General features: G+C 58.0%; 20 protein-coding genes and 1 riboswitch. Of the genes, 9 read left to right on the top strand and 11 right to left on the bottom strand.

The annotated features are described in order from the left end of the window. Positions 1-723: hypothetical protein (locus BMZ01_RS06390; protein WP_218140940.1), on the top strand; the 723-nt coding region annotated here is incomplete at its 5' end. 110 nt (positions 724-833) lie between these two features. Here BMZ01_RS06390 and metE read toward each other — a convergent pair. The 8 genes from metE to can form a co-directional block, all read right to left on the bottom strand. Beyond that, positions 834-3,179 carry a 5-methyltetrahydropteroyltriglutamate--homocysteine S-methyltransferase gene (gene metE / locus BMZ01_RS06385; protein ID WP_092285602.1) on the bottom strand — a complete coding sequence of 782 codons (2,346 nt, stop codon included), beginning with the start codon at positions 3,177-3,179 and terminating at the stop codon, positions 834-836. 54 nt (positions 3,180-3,233) lie between these two features. After that, the gene (locus tag BMZ01_RS06380) at positions 3,234-4,247 is read right to left on the bottom strand and encodes a methylenetetrahydrofolate reductase (protein WP_092285600.1); all 1,014 of its coding nucleotides are present in this window, start codon (positions 4,245-4,247) and stop codon (positions 3,234-3,236) included. A gap of 11 nt (positions 4,248-4,258) precedes the next feature. After that, positions 4,259-4,352: riboswitch (SAM riboswitch) on the bottom strand. A gap of 235 nt (positions 4,353-4,587) precedes the next feature. After that, on the bottom strand, positions 4,588-5,952 hold the full coding sequence (locus BMZ01_RS06375) for a PFL family protein (RefSeq protein WP_092285598.1): 1,365 nt from the start codon (positions 5,950-5,952) through the stop codon (positions 4,588-4,590). 5 nt (positions 5,953-5,957) lie between these two features. Further along, entirely contained in the window at positions 5,958-6,227 is a 270-nt protein-coding gene (locus BMZ01_RS06370; protein WP_092285596.1) for an ACT domain-containing protein, read from the bottom strand. A gap of 27 nt (positions 6,228-6,254) precedes the next feature. Continuing rightward, positions 6,255-6,968: a glutamine amidotransferase gene (locus BMZ01_RS06365; RefSeq protein ID WP_092285595.1), complete on the bottom strand. Its 714-nt coding sequence runs from the start codon at positions 6,966-6,968 to the stop codon at positions 6,255-6,257. Between the two features lie 26 nt (positions 6,969-6,994). Further along, positions 6,995-7,744: a glutamine amidotransferase gene (locus BMZ01_RS06360; RefSeq protein WP_092285593.1), complete on the bottom strand. Its 750-nt coding sequence runs from the start codon at positions 7,742-7,744 to the stop codon at positions 6,995-6,997. 72 nt (positions 7,745-7,816) lie between these two features. Next, entirely contained in the window at positions 7,817-8,383 is a 567-nt protein-coding gene (locus tag BMZ01_RS06355) for a TetR/AcrR family transcriptional regulator (RefSeq protein WP_092285591.1), read from the bottom strand. Positions 8,384-8,466: 83 nt separating this feature from the next. Next, positions 8,467-11,280, bottom strand: a complete 2,814-nt coding sequence (gene can / locus BMZ01_RS06350; protein WP_092285589.1) for an aconitate hydratase — start codon at positions 11,278-11,280, stop codon at positions 8,467-8,469. A gap of 463 nt (positions 11,281-11,743) precedes the next feature. Here can and BMZ01_RS06345 point away from each other — a divergent pair, with 463 nt between their 5' ends. The 3 genes from BMZ01_RS06345 to BMZ01_RS06335 all read left to right on the top strand — a co-directional run bounded on the left by BMZ01_RS06345 (position 11,744) and on the right by BMZ01_RS06335 (position 15,340). Next, complete coding sequence (locus BMZ01_RS06345; RefSeq protein ID WP_092285587.1) at positions 11,744-12,211, top strand: Rv1476 family membrane protein; 468 nt, start codon at positions 11,744-11,746, stop codon at positions 12,209-12,211. 378 nt (positions 12,212-12,589) lie between these two features. Next, entirely contained in the window at positions 12,590-14,191 is a 1,602-nt protein-coding gene (locus BMZ01_RS06340) for a DIP1281 family NlpC/P60 protein (RefSeq protein WP_092285638.1), read from the top strand. 18 nt (positions 14,192-14,209) lie between these two features. Next, a complete protein-coding gene (locus BMZ01_RS06335; protein WP_092285585.1) occupies positions 14,210-15,340 on the top strand; it encodes a ferrochelatase in 1,131 nt (376 codons plus the stop codon). Here BMZ01_RS06335 and BMZ01_RS06330 read toward each other — a convergent pair. Beyond that, entirely contained in the window at positions 15,337-16,002 is a 666-nt protein-coding gene (locus BMZ01_RS06330; RefSeq protein ID WP_342341893.1) for a hypothetical protein, read from the bottom strand. The genes BMZ01_RS06335 and BMZ01_RS06330 overlap by 4 nt on opposite strands. Before the next feature lie 41 nt (positions 16,003-16,043). On the opposite strand from BMZ01_RS06330, the gene BMZ01_RS06325 reads away from it, so the two are divergent. The 5 genes from BMZ01_RS06325 (at position 16,044) to BMZ01_RS06305 (ending at position 21,754) form a co-directional block, all read left to right on the top strand. After that, positions 16,044-16,886: a DUF3097 domain-containing protein gene (locus tag BMZ01_RS06325; RefSeq protein ID WP_092285581.1), complete on the top strand. Its 843-nt coding sequence runs from the start codon at positions 16,044-16,046 to the stop codon at positions 16,884-16,886. A gap of 297 nt (positions 16,887-17,183) precedes the next feature. Beyond that, entirely contained in the window at positions 17,184-19,877 is a 2,694-nt protein-coding gene (locus BMZ01_RS06320) for a Cna B-type domain-containing protein (protein WP_092285580.1), read from the top strand. Further along, positions 19,861-20,013 carry an LPXTG cell wall anchor domain-containing protein gene (locus tag BMZ01_RS11540; protein WP_177180090.1) on the top strand — a complete coding sequence of 51 codons (153 nt, stop codon included), beginning with the start codon at positions 19,861-19,863 and terminating at the stop codon, positions 20,011-20,013. The genes BMZ01_RS06320 and BMZ01_RS11540 overlap by 17 nt, the downstream gene beginning before the upstream one ends. A 136-nt stretch (positions 20,014-20,149) precedes the next feature. After that, a complete protein-coding gene (locus BMZ01_RS06310) occupies positions 20,150-20,584 on the top strand; it encodes an NfeD family protein (protein WP_092285576.1) in 435 nt (144 codons plus the stop codon). A 69-nt stretch (positions 20,585-20,653) separates the two neighbouring features. Then, positions 20,654-21,754 carry an SPFH domain-containing protein gene (locus BMZ01_RS06305; RefSeq protein WP_395890468.1) on the top strand — a complete coding sequence of 367 codons (1,101 nt, stop codon included), beginning with the start codon at positions 20,654-20,656 and terminating at the stop codon, positions 21,752-21,754. A gap of 42 nt (positions 21,755-21,796) precedes the next feature. Here BMZ01_RS06305 and BMZ01_RS06300 read toward each other — a convergent pair whose 3' ends face one another. Both BMZ01_RS06300 and BMZ01_RS06295 read right to left on the bottom strand, forming a co-directional pair. Continuing rightward, a complete protein-coding gene (locus BMZ01_RS06300; protein ID WP_092285572.1) occupies positions 21,797-22,360 on the bottom strand; it encodes a MarR family transcriptional regulator in 564 nt (187 codons plus the stop codon). A gap of 132 nt (positions 22,361-22,492) precedes the next feature. Beyond that, positions 22,493-23,167 (bottom strand): TVP38/TMEM64 family protein, encoded by a 675-nt coding sequence (locus BMZ01_RS06295; protein ID WP_223845803.1) that lies wholly within the window; start codon positions 23,165-23,167, stop codon positions 22,493-22,495. Positions 23,168-23,242: the final 75 nt, after the last annotated feature.

The following is a 23,242-nucleotide window of genomic DNA, read 5'->3' as shown; positions in this document are numbered from 1 at the left end:
TGCAAAAAACACCACAATTTGAAGACCTCGAGGAAATACCGGGTGTTTATGGACCACAACGGAAAATGCTTCTTCCACTGGAACACCCCCGACACCACCAACAACCCGCACATCACCCTACCTACCGGGCCGATCGCCACTATCACCAACACCACCTGGGCAACCACCTGGAACACCATCACCGACAGACCTACAACAATCAAAGAAACCGAAAAACTCCTCCAACAACGAAAACAACAAACCCAACAAGAAGCCGAACAGTCAAAGGAACACGCTAAGCAAGCCAAACAACACGCCCGCCAAGCCATCCAAGACACCACACCCCCAACACCCACACCGAAACCTAAGCCCCCGAAACCAAAGGAGAAACCCCGCCCGCCGATTTATCCCGATGATGACTACCACGTCACCATCACCAACTACCGCACCGCAACGGTCCAAGCACCCAGCCGGCTACCTAACGGTGCCTTAAAATTCCCGAAACGCCCCCAGATGAGCAGAAAGGAAAAGAAAGCCCTAAAAAACAGCGTCATGCCCCACCGACCCCGCCCCAACCGCTGGGACACCCCCACCAAACACACAGAAATCTTCCCCCACAACCCCCTAAGCCCCGAGGACCAACAACTCATCAAAGAACACTACAAAACCCAAGCCGAAATCAAACGCAGCATCCGCAAACTCACCAACCACACCAACAACCCCAACCAACCCCCACCCTTCTAACCCCCAACACAAAAACCACCGTGCCAACACCCACAGGCACGGTGATTAACCAACCCCAAAACAAAAACGCCCGCACACCTCACCAGGCAGTGCGGGCGTTTCTTAGTGGGCTAGCTCAGCTTTTCGCGAGCAGCCTTCGCAGCTTCCACCAGATTCTTCAGGGAAGCACTGGTCTCTTCCCAACCACGGGTCTTCAGACCGCAGTCCGGGTTCACCCAAAGCTGTTCCGGAGCCAAGGCATCCAGAGCACGATCGATCAGCTCTGAGATCTCTTCCACGCTGGGAACACGCGGGGAGTGGATATCCCACACACCGGGCCCCAGGCCGCGGTCGAAGCCATGCTCCGCGATTGCCGGAAGCACAGCCATGCGCGAACGCGAGGCCTCAATCGAGGTGACGTCCGCATCCAGACGGTCGATAGCATCCACCACAGTCGCGAAGTCGGAGTAGCAGAGGTGCGTGTGGATCGAGGTTTCCTTCGCGGCGCTACCGGTAGCAAGGCGGAAGGAACCAACGGACCAGCGCAGGTACTCAGTTTCCTCAGTGGAACGCAGCGGCAGCAGCTCACGAATGGCCGGCTCATCCACCTGGATCACCTGGACACCAGCGGCTTCCAAGTCGCGAACCTCATCGCGCAGGCAGAGACCCAGCTGATCGGCAACCTCGCCCCACGGGATGTCTTCGCGGACGAAGGACCACGCCATGATGGTCACCGGACCGGTCAGCATGCCCTTGACCACGCGATCAGTCAGGGAAGCTGCGTAGCCAGACCAGCGGACGGTGATCGGCTCCGGACGGGTCACATCGCCCCACAGGATCGACGGGCGGGTGCAACGGGAACCATAGGACTGCACCCAGCCATGGGTGGTAGTGACGAAGCCATTCAGATGCTCAGCGAAGTACTGAACCATGTCATTGCGCTCAGCTTCACCGTGAACCAGCACATCCACACCAATTTCTTCCTGGGTGCGGATCACATCGTGGATTTCCTTCTCCATAGCTGCTTCGTAGTCAGCGGTGGAGAGCTCACCGCGACGGTGAGCAGCACGGGCTGCACGAATTTCCTTGGTCTGCGGGAAGGAACCAATGGTGGTGGTCGGCAGCAGCGGCAGCTTCAGGGCTTCATCCTGAGCAGCCTTGCGCTCGGCGTAGTCGCCACGGTTGCGGTCATCATCGGTGACAGCCGCGGTGGCCTTGCGCACCTCTTCGACCTTCACACCGGGGTGTTCGCGACGGGAAGTAGCGGCGGCACGAGAATCGGAGAGTGCATCTTCGATCGCCTCATCGCCTTCAGCCAAGCCCTTGGCTAGAGCCACGACTTCTTCGACCTTCTGGTCAGCGAAAGCAAGCCAGGAGCGGATCTGCGGATCGAGGGACTCTTCGCGGCTCACGTCATGCGGGACGTGCTGCAGGGAAGTGGAGGTGGTAACAGCTACCCGGACATCATCGCCCAGGTTCTTCTTGATGCGGCGCAGCGTCTCCAGGGCCTCATCGAGGTCCGTACGCCAAATATTGCGGCCGGAGACGATGCCCAGGGCGATGGTGCGCCCGGCATAGCTTTCAGCCCAACGGTTGAGGTCAGCTTCACCCGGTTCGCAGCCGCGCACTAGGTCCAGTACCACGGTGTCAACCTTGGTCTTGGCCAGAACATCGACAACGTCCTCGGCATGGCCATAGCTCAAGGCAACAGCGGTGGGCAGGATTTCAGCAAGCTCGCCATAAACCTTGGCAACACCGTCAAGGATGCGATCGCGGGCAACCGTATGGCGGTCACTACACAGAGCCGGTTCATCGAATTGAACCAGGGTGGCACCATTGGCCTTGAGGTCTTCAACCAGGCCCTTGTAGCCAGCGAGAACATCATCAAGACGCTCGAAGGGTTCATAGCCCTCCGGTGCATTATCTGCGGCGCTAGCCAGCAGCAGGAAGGTCAGCGGTCCAACCAGAACCGGGCGGGTCCGCGCTGCATCCTTGGTGGTAGCGATAGCACGCACACGCTTGGAGCCAAGATAGGAGATCTCGGTATCCGGACCGATCTCCGGAACCAGGTAGTGATAGTTGGAGTCCAACCACTTCATCAGGGAGAGCGCAGCGCGGTCACCTTCACCACGAGCGATGGTGAACTGAGCCTTCAAAGATTCAGTGGACTCCGGTTCGCTATCAGCCAGGACCTTGCGTTCAGGGGCGAAGCGCTCCGGCACGGCACCCAGCGCGGTGATGATGTCGAGCACCTGGTCGTAGTAGGAGAAATCTTCCGGAATGGCGCCGGCTTCTTCCAAGCCGAGGTCGCGCAGACGCCGGGTGCGCTTAACGCGCAGTTCATCAGCGGTGGCGGCGAGATCGTTATTTTCACCATGCCAGAACGATTCCAAGGCGAACTTCAGTTCACGGTTCGGTCCGATCCGCGGATAGCCGAGGATCGAAGCCAAGGGGAATTGGGAGGTGCTGTTACTCATGTGCGTCAGGGTGCTTTCTTAAGGTCAGGTTGAGGAATTCTTGGGGAACAAAAACTAAGAGGCCGGTGTGAGATGGCGCAGTGCCAAACCGACGAGCTCCGCGTCGACCGGTCCGCGTTGCGGGCGTTGGCGTTGGGCATTCTCGGCCCGCGGCTTACGTGCCAAATACCCAGCGGCACGCAGGTACTCCAACAGGTCCAGGGTCGGGCGGGGACGGTTGAAGGAGTAAATATGCACGCCCGGTGCACCAGCATCGAGGACACCGCTAATCAGGTCCAAGGTGGCTTTCAGAGAATCCGCCACGCGAGTGCGGGGGTCTTTTTGGGAAAGCATGGTGCGCAGATGCTCCGGGACCTTCACGCCAGCTAATTTCTCCAAAGCTTGGAGACGTCGCAGATCATTAAGCGGCAAAATCCCCGGAACCAGCGGCATGCGGCAACCGGCTAGGCGTAGTTCACGAACCATCGAGGCATAGTCTTCGGGGTCATAAAACACCTGGGTGATGGCATAGTCGGCACCAGCCTGGGCCTTTTCGACTAAAGCCGCAATATCATTGCTGCGCGCCTGCCCGCGGGTGGCGGGGTAGGCGGCGACAGCAATGGAAACAACCTCTTCAGGGCAAACTTCGGCAGCGATCTCACGAATCAATTGCACCAATTCCACACCGCGGTTCAGACGGTGCTCCGGTGCAATGTGGTCGATGCCTCCCGGGGGCATGTCGCCGCGCAGCGCCAGGAAATCCCGGATTCCAGCGTGAAGCAGCAAACGCACAATCATCTGCAGCTCACCACGGGTCGAACCCAGGCAGGTCAGGTGCGCGACAGCAGGTAGGTGCGGGTGCTCTTTGAGAACTTTGAGGAGGACTTGAACAGAACGATCACGACTATCCGCACGATTACCGGCCGCACCATAGGTCACCGAAACATAATCCGGGGCTGCGCCAATGAGGCGATTGACGCCCACCCACACACTGGAGGCAGGCTCCAAGCTTCGGGGAGGATAAAGCTCGAAGGACACAGTCGGATAATCCGGTGCAGTGTCCGGTCGGTAGAGCAGTGCAGTTGTCACGAAGTACCCACTTCCTATCGCATCCCGGCCTTAGCACCTTCCGCACATATGCGGCGGTTGCTGCGGCGTCATGGACCCGGGTCTCTCAGCCGCTCTGAATAGGTTGACTGCACTGTAGACAGAGAAGTGCGAAAAAATGAACCGCTTAGTACAGCCTTTTCGCATCTTCGCAGCTCAAGGGCACAGTCATCGATGAATAAAAATCAACCTAAAACGCTCAACCTACCCCAAGACGCACGATTTTTTGAGACACTTTAGCCCCAATTGTCCCAATATATGGAATCGATCCTCAAAAAAATGCACCCAACCCGAAAGGGCCAGGTGCATTCTGAGCGAGAGCCTAGTTTCTAAAACCGTGAACCGGGGCAGGAATATAGCCTCCGCGATGCACGAAGGTGCTGTTGCCGACCTCGTTGACAGGGATCACCGGGGCATAGCCCAGCAAGCCACCAAAGTTAACCTCATCGCCCGGCTTGGTACCAGGCACCGGGATCACGCGTACTGCGGTGGTCTTATGGTTCATCACACCAATGGCAGCTTCATCAGCGATCATTCCGGCAATGGTTTCGGCGGAGGTATCACCAGGCACGGCAATCATGTCCAGGCCAACTGAGCAAATAGCGGTCATGGCTTCCAGCTTGTCGATGCTAATAGCGCCGCTACGCACGGCATCAATCATGCCCTTGTCTTCAGAAACCGGGATGAAGGAACCAGAAAGCCCACCCACGCGGGAGCAGGCCATCATGCCGCCCTTCTTCACCGCATCATTAAGCAAGGCTAGGGCAGCGGTCGTACCGTGGGTACCAACCTGGTCGAGGCCCATATGCTCCAAAATGTGAGCCACGGAGTCACCCAGCTCAGCGGTAGGGGCAAGGGAGAGATCCACAATGCCAAAGGGCACCCCCAGGCGTTCCGAGGCCATGGTGCCCACCAGCTGTCCGGTGCGGGTGATCTTGAAGGCAGCTTTCTTGATTTCCTCGGCTACTTCGTTGAGGCTTGCGCCTTCGAGATCACCGAGGGCACGGTCGACCACACCCGGGCCGGAAACACCCACGGAGACAACGCAGTCCGCTTCTTCCACACCATGGAAGGCACCAGCCATGAAGGGGTTATCGCCCACGGCGTTGGCAAAGACCACGAGCTTCGCGCACGCAATGGCCGAACGATCCTTCGTTCGCTCCGCTGCATCCTTGATGACCTCGCCCATCAGGCGGGCTGCGTCCATGTTGATGCCAGCACGCGAGCTACCCACATTCACCGAAGAACATACGAGGTTGGTCTCCGAAAGGGCCTGCGGAATGGAGCGAATAAGCGCCTCATCGGCAGCGCCCAACCCCTTGTCCACCAGGGCAGAGTATCCACCAATAAAGTTCACGCCCACTTCCGCGGCAGCGCGGTCCAGGGCATGGGCGATTTCGGTGGGGTCACCCTCGCAACCAGCGGCAATCAGCGCTACCGGGGTTACTGAGATGCGCTTATTAACAATCGGGATGCCGAGTTCGCGTTCAATACCTTCGCAGGTTTCCACCAAGTGTTTCGCCTTGGTGGTGACATGATCGTAGACCGCATTGGCGGTGTCACTCATCGAGCTTCGACTGCACTGCAGCAGCGAGATCCCCATGGTGACGGTGCGAATATCCAGGCGGTACTTTTCGATCATCTCGATGGTGTCGAGGATCGCGTGGGAGTTAATATTCAAGGTCATGGCGCTTAAATCTCATTAACCGCGGTAAAGAGCGCTTCCGACTGGATGCGGATCACCAAATTCTCGGCTTCCTCCACCCGGTGCATATGTTCCTGAATATCTGCAATGGTGCGCTCCGAATCATCGAAGCTCACCTGCAAAATCATGGTGAACCATTCATCCATAATCGTCTGAGACACGTTGTGGATATTGACTTTTTGCTCCGCTAGAGCGGTGGATACGGCGGCAATAATGCCGACATGGTCGGCGCCGGTGACGGTGATGATCGCGAACATGAGGGATATCGTACATCCCCCTCAGGATCACCTAAGGCAATAGTTCACGAAATTCCGCATAATCTGATTCGCCGAACTGGTATCAATAGCTCGCGCGCGGGAGACAATATCCTCATAGTCTTCATCCGAGAAATACCCATGCCCACGGTAGAAGCCCATGCGGGTAGCCAGACCCTCCGCGGTGAGGTCGGTATGGAATTGCACCGCCCAGGTGCTATCTGTTGCCCGCACCATCTGGACCGGGCAGGTGGGCCCAGTGGCCAGCACCACGCCCCGCGGGTTTACTTTCACCACGTTCTCTTTATGCCCAGTCAAGGCCTCAAAGCGCGGCGGCAGACCGCGGGTGAGCGGATCTTCCGACCCGGCGGGGGTTAGTTCGACCACGGTGGTGCCGGCTTCCTCGGGATGCGTATTGCCCACCACGCCACCATCAAGTTCAGCCACCAATGTGTTGCCGAAGCATACGAAGAGCGTGGGGATAGGGGAGTCGATGAGCTTCTTGAGTTCTGCATGCACATGGTGCTGCCACTCGTCATAGTTTTCGTTTGTGACATTAAGGGAGCTTCCGCCAGAGAAGATCCCATCAAAGCCTTCAATCTCCCCGATGCTCGCATCAACGCTATCGAGCACGCGGTGCGTGAGTTCTTCTTCGCGCAGCCCAGTGGTACTGAGGAAGTCCTGGTACTCATTGGCGAGCACCTGATCGCCTTGGCGTGCCGAAACTAATAAGAAGGAACCCATGGGAAAGACCCTATAGGTTTTGACTCTTACTCCGGCAAGCGATCCTTACCCCCGTAGGGGGAAGCATCCCGGCAGTAGGCCACGAAATTAGCCAGCAGTCGATTACTCCAGGTGGTGTCAATCGAAGGCAGCTCAGCGATAATGCGTTCATATTCTGAAGCCGCGAAATAGCCATAGTCGCGATAAAAATCCATGCGGGTTTTCATCGCATGAGCATCCATATCGGCATGGAATTGGCAGGCCCAGGTGCTGGCATTGGCGCGCACCATTTGGATCGGGCAGCGTGGCCCGGTGGCTAAGACCTGCGAGCCAGGCGCCGGGCTGATCACGTTTTCGGTATGCCCGGTAAGGGAGCTAAAGCGCGGCGGGAAGCCTCGGGTGAGGGGATCCTTGAGCCCATACTCAGTGAGCTCAACGATGGTTTCCCCGGAGTCCTCGGGGTGCGTGCGACCGACTTCGCCGCCATAGAGTCCAGCGACCAAGGTGTTGCCATAGCAGACCAAGAAAGTCGGGATGGGGGAGTCAATCAGCGCTTTAAGTTCTGCATGCACCTGCTGCTGCCAGGGGGAATAGGTGGGGTTCGTGACATTAAGGGAGCTACCGCCCACAAATACCCCATCGAAACCGCGCAGGTCGCCTAGTGATGAATCAGCATGATCGAGCATGCGTTGCTCTAATTCCCCTTCGCGCAGTCCAGCGGCGACACAGAAGTCTCGGTATTCAGCGGCGGCCACCTCAGCGCCTTGGCGAGGAGAGATAAGAAGCATGGAAACCATGAGGAAATATCTTAAACCCGCGCATAAAAATATCGCCCGCTTGGGGCACTCCCCAAAAAGCAGGCGATATTTTTAGTTTTGGGCGCGGACGGAGTCCTCCACAAGATCCAGCACAGCGTGCAAACCATCGGTGGGTCGATCGGAAGCCAATCGCGTCAATAGCCCATCCATCACGGTCTCCAAATAGGTTTGGAGTACGTCTACAGGCACATCGGTACGCATGCGTCCTTGCTCAGCATTGCGCGTCAAACGATCATGCACTGCTTGGTCCAGCACTGCTTGGTGTTGACGCCAGCGTTCGCGGAAGCTCGCATCGGTGCGCAGCAGGGTAGCGATTTCTAGGCGGGTAGCGAACCACCCATGACGTTCGGGGTGCGATAAGAGTTCTCGCATCACTTCCACCAAGCCCTCTTGGGCGACGACATCCGCCATGGTGGCGGCATCTTCGCGGGCGAGGGCGAGGAAGAGATTCTCTTTGTCTTGGAAGTGGTGGAAAATAGCGCCCCGGGATTTACCGGTAGCTTCCTCTAAGCGGCGGACCGTTGCCCCTTCGTAGCCATGTTCCGCAAAACAGCGGCGCGCGCCTTCCAGGATGTCTTGGCGGCGACGGGATAGCTCCGTCGTGCTAACAACGGGCATATGGCCTCCTTTTGAGACAGCGTTTCCAGGGGTGAGGACGAACCCCGAGACCTTGTTGGCCTCGGGGTGCGCTCACACTCTGCTTAGGACTGAGCCATTTGGCGCAGCACGTACTGCAGGATGCCGCCGTGACGGTAGTAGTCAGCCTCACCGGGAGTGTCGATGCGGACCACTGCGTCAAACTCGGTGACCGAGCCATCTTCCTTAGTGGCAGTCACGTGAACCGTCTTCGGGGTCACGCCATTGTTCAGCTCCTCAATGCCTTCGATATCGAAGGTTTCAGTGCCGTCCAAGCCGAGGGACTCGTGGGACTCGCCATCGGGGAACTGCAGCGGGATAACACCCATACCGATCAGGTTCGAACGGTGAATACGTTCGAAGGATTCGGTGATGACGGCCTTCACGCCGAGCAGGATGGTGCCCTTGGCGGCCCAGTCACGGGAAGAACCGGTGCCGTATTCCTTACCGCCCAAGACGACCAGCGGGATACCGGCTTCGCGGTAGTTCTCGCAGGCATCGAAGATAAAGGACTGCGGGGCGCCTTCCTGGGTGAAGTCGCGGGTGTAGCCACCGTCGATATTCACCAGCTGGTTGCGCAGACGGATATTGGCGAAGGTACCGCGCATCATCACTTCGTGATTGCCACGACGGGAACCCAGGGAGTTGTAGTCCTGCACCTCAACACCCTTGGAGTCCAGATACTGAGCAGCCGGGGTGCCGGGCTTAATGGAGGAAGCGGGGGAGATGTGGTCAGTGGTGACCGAGTCGCCCAGCTTGGCCAGGACGCGAGCGCCCTTGATGTCCTCAACCGGTGCGGGCTCCAGCTCCATGCCATCGAAGTAAGGGGCTTTGCGGATATAGGTGGAGTTCTCATCCCAGGCGAAGGTCTTGCCGGTCGGAACATCCAGGTTCTGCCACTGTGCGTCGCCCTTGAAGACGTCGGCATAGTCGGCTTCGTAGAGTTCGCGGGAGATCGCACCGTTGATGGTCTCTTCGATCTCTTCCTGAGAGGGCCAAATGTCCTTCAGGTAGACATCATTGCCATCTTGGTCCTTGCCCAGGGAGTCGGTTTCGAAGTCGAAGTCCAGGGTGCCGGCGATGGCGTAGGCGATAACCATGATCGGGGAGGCCAGGTAGTTCATCTTCACATCAGGAGAGATGCGGCCTTCGAAGTTACGGTTACCGGAGAGCACCGCGGTGGCGGTCAGGTCGTTGTCGTTGATGGCATCGGAAACTTCCTGCGGCAGCGGGCCGGAGTTACCAATACAGGAGGCGCAGCCGAAGCCGGAGAGGTAGAAGCCGAGGGCTTCCAGGTCCTTCCAGAGATCAGCACGCTTGTAGTAGCCATCCACAACCTGGGAGCCGGGGGCACAAATGGTTTTGACCCAAGGCTTAGCGCGCAGGCCCTTTTCATTGGCCTTGCGGGCGATCAGGCCGGCGCCAACCATAACCGAGGGGTTAGAGGTGTTGGTGCAGGAGGTGATCGAGGCAATGGCGATCATGCCGTGGTCAACGGTGTACTCGCCGCCCTGCGGAGACTTAACCACCACCGGCTTGGAGGGACGTCCCTTGGCTCCACGAGCAGCGGATTCACCGCGGCCCGGCCAGGAGGCGTTGTAGTTTTCGTTGCCTTCGGTCTCCGGCTCCTGAACTTCGCCTTCGTAGCCCATCTTGGTGCCAGCCTGGCTGTCGTCTTCGCAGACCGGGTCGTTGGTGAAGGTGAGCAGGTCCTTGCGGAAAGTCTCCTTAGCCTCGGAGAGCAGGATGCGGTCCTGCGGGCGCTTCGGGCCAGCGATGGAGGGCTTCACGGTGGACAGGTCCAGCTCAAGGTACTCGGAGTACTCGGCTTCCGGAGCGTCCTGCTCCAGCCACAGGCCCTGAGCCTTGGCATAAGCCTCGACGCGAGCGATCTGCTCCTTCGGGCGGCCAGTCAGCTCCAGGTACTTGATAGTCTCTTCGTCGATCGGGAAGATCGCACAGGTGGAACCGAATTCCGGAGACATATTGCCGATGGTGGCGCGGTTGGCCAGCGGCACGGACTTAACGCCATTGCCGTAGAACTCAACGAATTTCTGAACCACACCGTGCTGACGCAGCATGTCGGTGATGGTCAGCACCACGTCGGTAGCGGTCACACCCACCGGGATTTCACCGGAGAGCTTGAATCCAACCACCTTGGGGATCAGCATGGAAACCGGCTGCCCTAGCATGGCAGCCTCGGCCTCAATACCGCCGACGCCCCAGCCGAGGATGCCCAGGCCGTTTTCCATGGTGGTGTGCGAGTCGGTACCAATGCAGGTGTCCGGATAGGCAACGCCTTCATTGTCGAAGACAACGCGGGAGAGATACTCGATGTTCACCTGGTGAACAATGCCGGTTCCTGGGGGCACAACGCGGAAGTTGGAGAAGTTCTCAGCACCCCAACGCAGGAATTGATAGCGCTCTTCATTGCGCTGGTATTCAATTTCGACGTTCTTTGCCAGAGCATCAGAGCGGCCGAAGGCTTCAATAATCACGGAGTGGTCAATGACCATCTCAGCGGGGTTCAGGGGGTTCACCTGATCCGGGTCGCCACCGAGGGTCTTCACGGCCTCGCGCATGGTGGCCAGGTCGACCACGCAGGGCACGCCGGTGAAGTCCTGCATCAGCACACGGGCCGGGGTGAACTGGATTTCCACGCTCGGCTCAGCCTTGGCATCCCAGTTGGCGATGGCTTCGATGTGCTCGGTGGTGACGTTCTTGCCGTCTTCGGTACGCAGCAGGTTCTCGCCGAGGACCTTCAGGGAGTACGGCAGCTTCTCCATGCCGGGTACGGCATCGAGAGCGTAGTAGTCATAGGACTTATCGCCGACCTGAAGGGTCCGCTTGGCATTAAAGGAGTTCTTGCTCTCAATCACGTGAGCTCCGTTTCCTCTTTCTTCTATGTGTGAGTCCGCATAAGGGCGGGGTTGAGGCTGGCCGCGCGCGCAGGCGGAACGCAGTGCGGGCTGTGCGCGTTCACTCTGCGAGCTGACCACCAAAACGCGATGGCCCTTATAGCCTCCAGGGTAGAGGTTAAAGGCCTTCGACCACCGGCAATTCTAACAGTACGAGCGTTCTGTTCACCAATCGACGGGGTTAGTCCCCCGAAACAGGGGTATAGGGCATATGATTATCCCCAAAATAGGGCCATACGCTGTAGGTTTGGCTAGCCTTAGATGCTTCGCGTTTTGCTTTTTTGAGCTCGGATTTCCAGGGTTTAAAGGTGCGGCATACCCCCGCCTGTGACCTCCGCATGCCGCGCGGGACATGCCGGAGCACCCGAGCTCGATAAAGCTAGCCATGAACTAGGATCAGGGGCGTGAATTTTAGGAGGTTGCCATGGTTCCCGATTCGGTAGATATTCCGGCCTTAAGTGCCGATCTGGCCGAGGATGGGGTCGCGGTCAACAGCCAATTTATTGATGGCGATTATGAGCAATTGCTCATTGATGCGGTGCGCGGGCATGACATGGGGGTGGCCGTAGTGGATGTGCAGCCGCGTTTGCTGCCGGACCTGCGCGATATGGCGGAGGATCTGCATCGTGAGTCAGGGGTGGACACGGTGTTGGTCAATGCACCTTATGAGGGGGTTGCGATTGTCAGCGGTTCGCTAAGTCGCGCGGAGATTGAGTCTTTGGAGTATCGCCTGGGGCCGCAGCCGCCGTTGGAGCAGGTTCAAGGCATTATCACTGACCCTGGCCTGGACTTTCCCTGGGGTGCGGCGGGCGTGGCTGCAGTGGTGGGCGTGCTGATCGCGGGGGTTGTGAGCTTTGTCTGTCAAGGGATGAGGCCTTACAACAACCCTTAGGGGTTTCCCGGTAGACACGCCCTACCAATGGGGGGATTGTGACATAATTAACAGTAACGGGGGTTTGTGCAGCTCAGTGGGGGTGTAGGGAGAGCTGTCTACCAATGTTATTGCTGTGACTCTAGGGGTTAGTTGTGCTTTGAGACCCTTTTGTGACCTATGGTTCACATGTCAGCTCACGGGCTGATCTGTACAACTTCAATCACAAGGTCAGGTTTTAAAGCTTGACCTTTCCGGGCATGTGGGGAAGCACGCCATGGAAAGAACCTTGTGACTTAGACAAGGCCGCAGGCTAGATCATCTAGCGTGCTGGCGATTTAGGAGAACTTCGTGGCGAATCGTGTCAAGATCAGCTTGGCGACCTTGCTTGGCTCTGCGATGCTGACGAGTGTTACCCCAGCCATCGCGCAGCCAGCTAACCCCTCTGATCAAGAGATCCAGGAAGCCGAGGCTGCGATCGCCACCGGTTCCACCGCTGTCGCCGGGCTCGCGGGATCCATTGCCAGCACCCAAGATGAAATCGCCGCCATCGAATTGGAAATGGGGCGCCTGCGAGAAGCCGTGAATAAGGCCTTGGTGGATCTGCATGATGCCCAAGCCAAAGCGGAGCAAGCCCGCCAAGGCGTGAAGAATGCGCGGGATTCCCTCGATGAGTCCCAAAATGAAATTGAAGCCGCGCAGGAACGTCTCGATGAGATCTCCCGCACGGCTTATCGTCATGCCAACCCCACCCCGGCTGCGCTGGCGGGGGAGAAGGCCGCTGATGATGCGCTGGAACGCCAAACCTATTTGCGCCAATCCATCGATAAGCAAAAGCGTGCCATCGAAGAATTGGATCGCGCCCGCGCCGAAAATGCCAACCGCGAATCTGAATTGCGTGTAGCCCGTAGCATTGCGGAGGATCGCGAAGCTGAGGCCGTAGCCGCAGAAGCCCAAGCCCAGCAGCAGATCCAGGCCACCAGCTCACAGCTGGAATCCCGTAACCGCGAACGCGAACGCCTGGTGGCTGAGCGTGATGCCGCGCAGATCCGTTTGGATGAAGCGCGTAATCAGCGCCATGCGCTAGGCGAACAGCGCAAGGAATACCAGGAGTGGGTCAAGGCCGAAGAAGCTCGTAAGAAGGCTGAGGAAGAAGCCCGCAAGGCCGAAGAGGCACGCCGCAAGGCTGAGGAAGAGGCCCGGAAGAAGGCCGAAGCTGAAGAAGCTGCGCGTAAGGCCGCTGAGGAGGCTCGTCAAAAGGAAGAAGCTCGTAAGAAGGCGGAAGCTGCTGCGAAGGCGGCTCGGGAAGCCAAGGAAGCTGCCGAGCGCGCGGCTGCGGAGGAAAAAGCAAAGCAAGACGCCGAAAACGCCGCCAATGTAGTAGCCGGGGAAGCTACTGCAAAGCTCGTGGGCGCCACGCAGCCGGATCACACCACCACCGAGGATCCCTACTCCGATTCCAATGCGCCGATCGCCGCAGTAGAAAATGCCACCGGCACCACCGCTGCGAAGACCGCGCCGAAGTTGGAGACCTCTGAGTCGGTCACCAAGGAAACTACCGCCACCGTGGGTGGTACGCGGGAAGAAAAGATCGAGACCGTGATCGCGCGCGCTAAGGCTGTGATCGGAACCCCCTATGCCTGGGGTGGCGGTAATGCCAATGGTCCGACCCTGGGTATCCGTGACTATGGTGTCGCCGACTCTTATGGGGACTACAACAAGGTGGGCTTCGACTGCTCCGGTTTGGTGCTCTACGCCTTCGCGGGTGTCGGCATTTCCTTGCCGCACTACACCGGTTATCAATACCAACGCGGCACCAAGGTCGATATCTCCAATATCCAACGCGGGGACCTGCTCTTCTGGGGCCCGAACGCGGAATACCACGTTGCTATTTATCTCGGAAACGGCCAAATGCTAGAGGCGCCACAGTCTGGTTCAACTGTGAAAATCTCCCCAGTTCGCTACTCCGGCATGAGTCCTTATGCAGTCCGACTGATTTAAGTTGCTAGTGTACGGATCATGAACGACTCCGCCCCACAACAGTACGATGCACTCCTGGTCCTGTCCTTTGGTGGCCCCGAAGGCCAGGATGAGGTCATCCCCTTTTTGGAGAACGTAACCCGCGGCCGCGGCATCCCCAAGGATCGCTTAGAGGTCGTGGGCCAGCACTACCGCCACTTCGGTGGCGTCAGCCCACTTAATGATTGCAACCGCGAAATCATCGCGCACCTAGAAGAAAAGATCGACCTCCCGATCTACTTCGGCAACCGCAATTGGCACCCCTTCGCCACTGAAACCGCCGAGAAAATGGCCGCCGATGGGGTGCGCCGCACCCTCGTCTTCGCCACCTCTGCGTGGGGAGGCTATTCCGCCTGCCGCCAATATGACGAAGATATCCGAAACATCATTCAGTACTTGCAGGATAAGAACCTGCCGGGGATTGAGTTCACCAAACTGCGGCACTTCCACAACCACCCGCTCTTTATTGAGGCCTTCGCCGAAGCGCTCCAAGAAAAGCTCGATATTGCTGAAGGCGGCCCGAACTCGCGGGTGCTCTTTACCGCGCACTCCATTCCCACCGCGGCCGATGCGCACGCCGGTGGCGATGAGCGCCCTTACCTTTATTCCCGTCAGGTCTTTGAATCCTCCAAGCTGATTGCCCAGAAACTCGGGATTGAGTCCTATGAGAATGTGTGGCAATCGCGTTCTGGTAACCCGCGCACCCCCTGGTTGGAACCGGATGTGGTGGATCGTGTGACGGAGCTGCACGAAGAAGAAGGCGTGACCGAAGTGGTGGTCTGCCCAGTCGGCTTTATTTCTGACCACATGGAAGTGGTGTGGGATCTAGATACGGAGCTTCAACAAGCCTGCGATGAGATGGGCGTGCGGATGTTGCGCGCAGACACCATCGGGCATATGGATATCTTCACTGACCTGGTTGTTGATCTGATTAATGAGCTGGTCAAGGGCGAAGAACCGAAGTTCATTGGGGAACTTGAACCCGCCGGCTGCACCATTAACGGTCAACTCTGTGCCGCTGATTGTTGTGAAAATCCGCTGCCGAAAATGGTGCATAACCGCGCCCCGCAGCACCTGGGTGCACACCCCGGCGGCGGGCATGGCAATATGGCGCAGCGCAAGCAGGCCTAGCGCGAAAACTCCACCACCGCATAGGCCACCCCGGCCATCCGCGCCCGCCTGATATCGCGGCTTAACCCCAAGATCAGGTGATCCAAGCTATGGTCGCCAAGCCCGGTCACCGCCTCAATGGTGGCGGCCACGGCATCGGCGCGAGCAAAAAGCTTTTCTGCGCGGGGGGAGGTACCCGGCGGAAGCCCAGGGGTTTCATAGAAGTCCCGCAAACTGCCCACCATCAGGCGGGGGTTGCGGGCCCGCGGGGGCTCATGGCCAATCAGGGCCTCGATCTGCGCGGCGGCACGATTGGTGGCCTCGCGTAAGAGGCGATCAGCATCGCCGGGGGAAAGAAAATCTTCTGAGGGAACCTGCGCCACGCGGTGCTGCCAAGAACCATCGGTGTGCGCGATGAACACATTGTGCAGGTGTGGCTCATCATGCGGCAGCACCAAACCATCGCCACCCACACCGGTGGGTTGCCCGGGGCCACCAATTAGCAGGCGCACCCGCGGCGGACGATTCGGGGCCTCGCGCATGGCCTGCAGGGTAGCTAAATCAAAGCCATAGCCCAGCTCCTCGGCAGCGTCGAGGAGATCATCACTGGGCACATGCCCATACAGCCACGCGCCCACCCACACCGCAATATTTTGCAGCGGTGACCACACCTGAGTTCTCATATCCATAGCGCAGGGCAGTCTAACAGTTAAGGTGGATCCTCATGAGTGTCCATGACCCTTATGCCGGTGATATCTTCGCCGGCCACCCGCGCACCAAGAAACCCACCTACCCAACCATCCCCGCCGAACCCGGCATGGTGGTGGAGGTCCTCGCCGATGATTTCGTCGGCGCCATTATTGGCTATGAGCGCACCTACGATGGCGAATTTGTACGCCTTGAGGATCGCTATGGCCGCGAACGCATCTTCAAGATGCGCCCCGGGGCCTTCTTGGTGGAAGGCAAGCGCTGCACGCTTACCCGCTATGTGGCCCCGAGCGCGCCCAAGGTCTCTAACTCTGGTTCACGCCGCGTGGAGAACCTTCAGGCCAAGGTGGCTTTGCCTTCTCGCATTTGGGTCGAAGGTATTCATGATGCCGCGATTGTGGAAAAAATTTGGGGCCATGATCTGCGCGTCGAAGGGGTAGTGGTGGAGTACCTCGAGGGCCTGGATAACCTCGAGGAGCGCCTGCGCGAGTTTCGTCCTGGTCCGGGCCGCCGCGTGGGGGTGTTGACGGATCACCTGGTCAAGGGCACCAAGGAAATGCGCTTGACGGAGAATGTGGGCCCCGATGTGATGGTCACCGGGCACCCCTATATCGATATTTGGGCGGCGGTGAAGCCGCAGAAAGTGGGCCTGCGCGCCTGGCCTGAGGTGCCCTATGGGGAGGATTGGAAGACCGGCATCTGCCGCCGCGTCGGCTGGACGGACCCCAAAGAAGGCTGGAACCGCGTCTATAACGCCGTGCATAGCTTCCGCGATGTGGATACCTCGCTGATTAACGCGGTGGAAAAGCTCGTGGATTTTGTCACCACACCGGAGCTTTCTAAAGAAGATTTCCGCTAAATCTGGGCTGCGCTAACCCGAGACCCTGGGGCTGGGGCTGGGGTAGGTATGCAGCCCTTAACTTTTGGTTAAGGCTTACGACGCTGGCTGCTTAATTAACGGGGGAATTCGGACGTATAACCGCGCCGCCATATTACTTTTGTGAAACTATCTAATAAGCGCTGAAGTTCGCTTATATTTTTCTAAGGCATCTGTTATTGTCAATAGGTGGCAAGCTAACTTGCCGGGAGCTTTGTCCAGCAAGTATCGCGACAATACGCAGTCAGCCCAGATAGGCCACTAACACAAAGGAATACCGTGACCACCACTCGCCGAAGAGCCACCTACTTGATCATGGCCCTTCTTTTAATTTTCAGCCCATTAATGGGAGTAACCGCACAGGCCACACCCGTTAATTCTGAAGAAAATCTTCGCGAATTAATCGCCGCGGCAGGTACCGAACCCACCACCATCGAGCTTGAGGGAACCCTCGAGATCACCGAGGCCATCACCATCCCCGCAGGGGCGGATATCACCTTCATCCCCGCGGGGCCAGGTGATGCAACCTTGCAATCAGGCGCTAATTCTTCGGGTGTGGTGGTCCGGGTTGAGGAGGGCGCAGCCCTTAGCCTTGATCCCTCTACGGATGGCGGGAAAGTAATCATCAGCGCTCATCAATCCGCTACCCGCGTACTCGATGTTGCCGGCGAGGTCACCATGAATGATGGCCTGCTCACTGGGCTGAAGGCCAGTGGATGGAGCCCCAGTGCTATCCGCCTTCCGGAAGAAAACCGCAGTGTTCATGGAACCGGTGCTGTAACCGTGTACGGCAAGGGCATCATGACCATGAATGGTGGCGCGATTACTGAGAACGATATCAACGGGAAATCTAGTACCGAAGCCTTCCCCGCGAACCTCGCTGTGGCTGAGGGAGGAACCTTCATTCTCAACGGCGGCGATATCCGCGATGGAAAGGCTCCGATGGACTGGACTCCCTTCTCAACCGGCGGGGTGGGGCTTTTCGAAGGCGCCACCTTCACCATGAATGGCGGCCGCATCACCAATAACCGCGGTGGCGCCAGCGGCGGCATCATGATTAACAACGGGGATATTTATCGCGATGGAGAGATCAACGGAGCCGATCGGGAAGAAGACCGTGCCTATTGGAATGCTCTTCCCCTGGTTAATCTGCAGATCAATGGCGGAGAGATCAGCGAGAACTACGGCAATATGTATGGGGGCGGCATCGGCGGCTTCGGAAAATTCGCCATTGAGATGAATGATGGAAGCATCCATGACAATGAGGCCCGCTTTTATGGTGGCGGCGTACTCGTGGATGACTATTTTGTCGATGGCGCCTCCGATAGCAATGGTGTTCCGGTACCTGGTAAAACTTCACCAGGTCTCGGCCAAAGCCTCGGCTATAGCATCGAAGAGTGGCGTGAGATCGTTCATGCTTCCTTCGAGATGAACGGCGGAAAAATCAGCAACAACACAGCCGGTTTCGCTGGTGGCGGCATCAATGCGAACTCCGATGGCGTGCTGCTTAAAGCCGGTGAAATTTCGGACAATACCGTGCCCGATAACCCAATCGGCATGGGCGGCGGCGTCTATGCCACCGTTCAGCCCTATACGCTGCGGATGCAGAACGTGCTCTTTGAGAATAACTACGCTCCCCACGGTGGCGGGTTGTGGAATTGCCCGACTGGTCAAACCACCATCCACCTGGAAGATGGTGCCACCTTCATCGGCAATACCACCATCGAAGGCGGCGATGGGCGCGATTTCGAGATCTTCCCCTTCGGGCATGAAGCCGAAAAGCCGCCAGTGTACCTCCGCTTAGCTAATCGAATGCTTGGCGGCGAGGGCGTTAAGTGGTACGTGGATGGCTTCGATTCGCCCTTCTTCGTGGACCAATTCGATCCGGAGAACCCAGGTGAGCCGGTCGACATCGATGACTTGAACGCTAACCCGCGTTATGTGGGTCTAGCAGCTGTCGGTGCGGCTGAGGGAGCGCCCGCTCGAGAGTTCGCGCGGCTGATCATCAGGAACAACAAGGCCACTGGTGGTTTCGGCGGCGGTGTTGGATCCAATACCAATGTTGAAATCGGTACCGGCGACAACCCGGGGAATTTGAAGGTCAAGAAGGAGTGGGTGAATAAACGTCCCATTCCCGGAGGGTTGACCATCCGCCTGCTAGCTAATGAAACACCGATTGATGAAGTTGAGCTGACGGCAGAGAACAACTGGGAACACACCTTTGAAGGCCTCCCGACCTACAGCAATGGCAAGCTCATTGAGTACACCATTGATGAAAAGGATGTTCCCGCTGGCTGGTCCGGAAATATTCTCGACCCCATCACATTCGAGAGAACCGCCGATGACAAAGATCCAACAGTAGTTGAACGCCATCTCACCCTGGTTAATATCGACCTCACCGAGGTGACCGGCACCAAGGTGTGGGCAGATGAGCAAGCTGAACATCCGGACATCCAACTTCAGCTCTTCCGCAAAATCGACGATGGCGAAGCTGAACCAGTAGGGGAGCCGCAACTCCTGGACAATGGTGCCACCACCTACACCTGGTCGAATCTTCCCGTGGGAGACGCAGAGGGCAATCTCTACACCTACTTCGTAGAGGAAGTGGCGACTCCAGAAGGTTATGAGAAAACCACCTCGGATGATGGCCTAACCATCACCAACTCTCCTACGAGTACGCCGGAAACGAGTACGCCCGTGACCACGCCGGAAACGAGTACCCCGGTCACTACTCCGGAAACCAGCACCCCGGTCACTACTCCAGAAACGAGTACGCCGGTCACCACGCCCGTGACCACGCCGGAAACGAGTACGCCCGTGACCACGCCGGAAACGAGTACGCCGGTCACCACGCCCGTGACCACGCCGGAAACGAGTACGCCGGTGACCACTCCGGAAACCAGCACCCCGGTGACCACTCCGGAGAACGACGATCACTCCGGTAACGACTATTCCGGTGACGCCTCCGAGTGATCCCCCGGCAACCACCACGCCGCCGCGGCCTACTGGTCCGCTCGCGCTGACTGGTGCGAATGTGGGATGGCTCGCGGGACTGGGACTGCTAGCCCTGGTCGCAGGCGGATTCCTAGTACTACGTAGGACCCGCTAAAAACACGCGAACCCCAACGCCCTAAGACGGGAGAGCCTAGTGCTCTCCCGTCTTTGTGTTGATGCATTAGTTAGGCATAAAAATCCCTGAACAACGGCCACAGCGAACCTGTCGCACAGTAGGTAGGATCGAGGGCGTGTCCGCACTTGTTTGGTTCATTATCGCCCTGGTCTTAGCAGGGTTGGAATTAGCAGCTGGCGAATTCACCCTGCTCATGTTGGCCGGCGGCGCGCTCGCCGCCTCTGGGGTGGCGTTATTTGCACCACCGGCCGCCAGCGTTGCTGCCTTCGCCATTGCCTCCATCGGTTTGCTGCTTTTCCTCAGGCCATTCTTAAGGAAGCGGCTAACTCACCCAGATCTTCTAGACACCACCCCCACCGCACTGGTGGGGCGCTCAGCCACGGTTTTAGAAGCTATTGAACCTGGTTCGCATACCGGTCAGATTCGCGTCAATGGCGAAATCTGGACCGCAGAATCCATGGACCCATCCACGGATTTCCGCCCCGGCGATCGTGTAACCGTTGTTCGCATCGCGGATGGCACCACGGCCGTCGTCTGGAAAGAAAGTTAAGAGATGATCGATGCCATTTTTGGGTCAGGTGGATTCCTGGCCCTCGTGCTCATTGTCGCCCTCATCGCCATGGTGGTTCTCAAAGCGATTGCGCTGATCCCCCAAGGCGAAGCCGCTGTGATTGAGCGTCTGGGCCGATACACCCGCACCGTCTCCGGTGGAATTACCCTGCTGGTGCCCTTTATTGACCGCGTACGCGCCAAGGTTGACGTGCGTGAACGCGTGGTCTCCTTCCCACCACAAGCGGTTATTACCCAAGACAACCTCACCGTCGCCATCGATATTGTGGTGACCTTCCAAATTAATGACCCCGCCAAGGCCATCTATGGTGTCGATGACTATATCGTCGGCGTGGAACAAATCTCGGTGGCCACCTTGCGTGACGTGGTCGGCGGCATGACCTTGGAAGAAACCCTTACCTCCCGTGAGGTGATCAACCGACGCCTGCGTGGCGAGCTGGATGCGGCTACCACCAAGTGGGGTCTGCGCATTAGCCGCGTTGAGCTGAAGGCTATTGATCCGCCGCCTTCTATTCAGCAGTCCATGGAAAAGCAGATGAAGGCGGACCGCGAAAAGCGCGCCACCATCTTGGCTGCTGAAGGTCAACGCGAAGCCGATATTAAGACCGCTGAAGGTGAGAAGCAGGCACGCATCTTGTCGGCTGAAGGTGAGAAGCACGCCGCAATTTTGGCTGCGGAAGCAGAACGCCAGGCCATGATTCTGCGGGCTGAAGGTGAACGCGCCGCACAGTATCTGAAGGCCCAGGGTGAAGCACGCTCCATCCAGAAGGTCAATGCTGCGATCCGTTCTTCCAAGCTCACACCCGAAGTGTTGGCGTACCAGTACCTGGAGAAGCTGCCGAAGATGGCAGAAGGTAAGGCCTCCACGCTGTGGATGATCCCCAGCCAATTCGGGGATTCCTTGGAGCAATTTGCTCGTGCGCTCGGCAAGCGCGATGACGATGGTGTCTTCCGCTATGAGCCGGCCACAGTTGATGAAGAGACGAAGGAAATGGCGGAACCGGAGAACACTGAGGATTGGTTCTCTACCGAATCCAACCCGGAGATCGCCGCGGCGTTGGCTGCTGCCACTGCGGTGGCGAATAAGCCGGTGGATAAAGAACCGGTACCGGCCCGCAAGAAAGAAATTGCAGAATCCCCCGAGGTCTAACAATTTTGCCCCTAGTGTTGAACTAGGGGCAAGTTTTTTGGTTTAGATGGAGTTATGCGCGTGCTGGTTAGCTTGGATTAAAAGATTGACTGCTAATCGCCAGCCCGCCGTTTCTGCTTGCCATCCAGCGGCTTGGAGGCGCTGCGACATCGCTTGCTTGGAGATACCCAGCTCCGCGGCAGCCTCATTTTGATTCAACCCGCTTCGCATTAGGGAGGTGGCTTCGCGGCCTTCGAAGGTGCGCTTAGCTAATACGTGGGCGATGAGTGCAAAGGCAGCAGAAATATCTTGGGCGAAGGTGCCGCCGAGGGGAAGTACGGTGGCTTGAACACTACCGGCCCTGGTGGAGCGCACCAGTGGTACATCACAGGCCTCGCTAATGGTGGGTGCAACAACGATGCCCACCGCCCATTCGCCATCAGAGAGCAACGCCATGACGGTATCGCAGAGGGCTTCTGGGGTGTCGACGATGGCGCGGATATCTTCGACGCCGAGCAGCTCAAACTCGCCGACGCCGGGCAAGGTGGCCAAGGCTTCAGCACTACGGCGGACTAATTCTGCCCGGCGTACAGCGCGTCCGCGGTAGCGGGCCTGAAGGGAAAACAATGTCAGCGCACCTTCTATTGGTGATCAGTAGCTATTAACCAGGTTAGGTACTAATACTTACCATCGTGCCATCTTTGTGCAGTTTTTCTAAAGGCGCTGGTGGCACTACCCACAATATTGGGTTGAAAACTATTACTCTGATTCGTTTTTCTCAGGAAGTGGTAGCCGGGTATCTAACCACAACCCAAAAATACCGAGCACCAATAAGATGCCGCTGACCAGCATCACCTTCGGGTTCATGGAACCAGCAAGGGTATCGCCGAAAACCACGGTGGCGATGGTGCCGGGGGCGGAACCTAAGAAAGTGGCGAAGACGAAGGGGAGGAGCGGCACGGCGGTAAAAGCGGCGGCGTAATTGAGGATGGAAAAGGGCACCCCGGCGATCATGCGCAGGCTTAATACCGCGAGCCAGCCGCGTTGCGCCAAACGCTGATTGATTTTGGTGATTGCGGGGTGGGTGAGTCGTGGGCGAATCCAGTCGCCTAGGAGTTCTCGGACGACCGAAAGAGAAATGGCTGCGGATACCGCGGTGGCGCTAAGAGCAATAAAAATGCCCAACCATGGGCCGAACAAAACTCCAGAACTTAAGGTGAAAATGGTTCTGGGGATGGGGAATTGGGTAATGAGCACATAGAACACCCAAAACACCCAGGGGAAAGTGGGGCCGAGGTGTTCGGACCATTGCCGTAGGGTCGCCAGGCTCGGAAGATCGAAGTAGGTGACTGCGATGATGCCGCATAGGCACAGCAGCGCCAGGAAGGCCCGCCGCCAGGTGAAGATGCGGAGAGTGTTGTTGAAAACAGTCACGGTTGATGATCTTGGCACTTCGCGTATGAGGGGAGCAAGGCGTGGCAAGCGTTCCTGCGTGCCGGGCGGAGGTGC

The sequence above is a fragment of the Corynebacterium spheniscorum genome, from assembly GCF_900113445.1.
In the GTDB taxonomy this organism is placed as follows: Bacteria; Actinomycetota; Actinomycetes; order Mycobacteriales; family Mycobacteriaceae; genus Corynebacterium; species Corynebacterium spheniscorum.
Note: the sequence above shows the minus strand (reverse complement) of the source record. Positions and strands in the feature narration are given on the sequence as shown.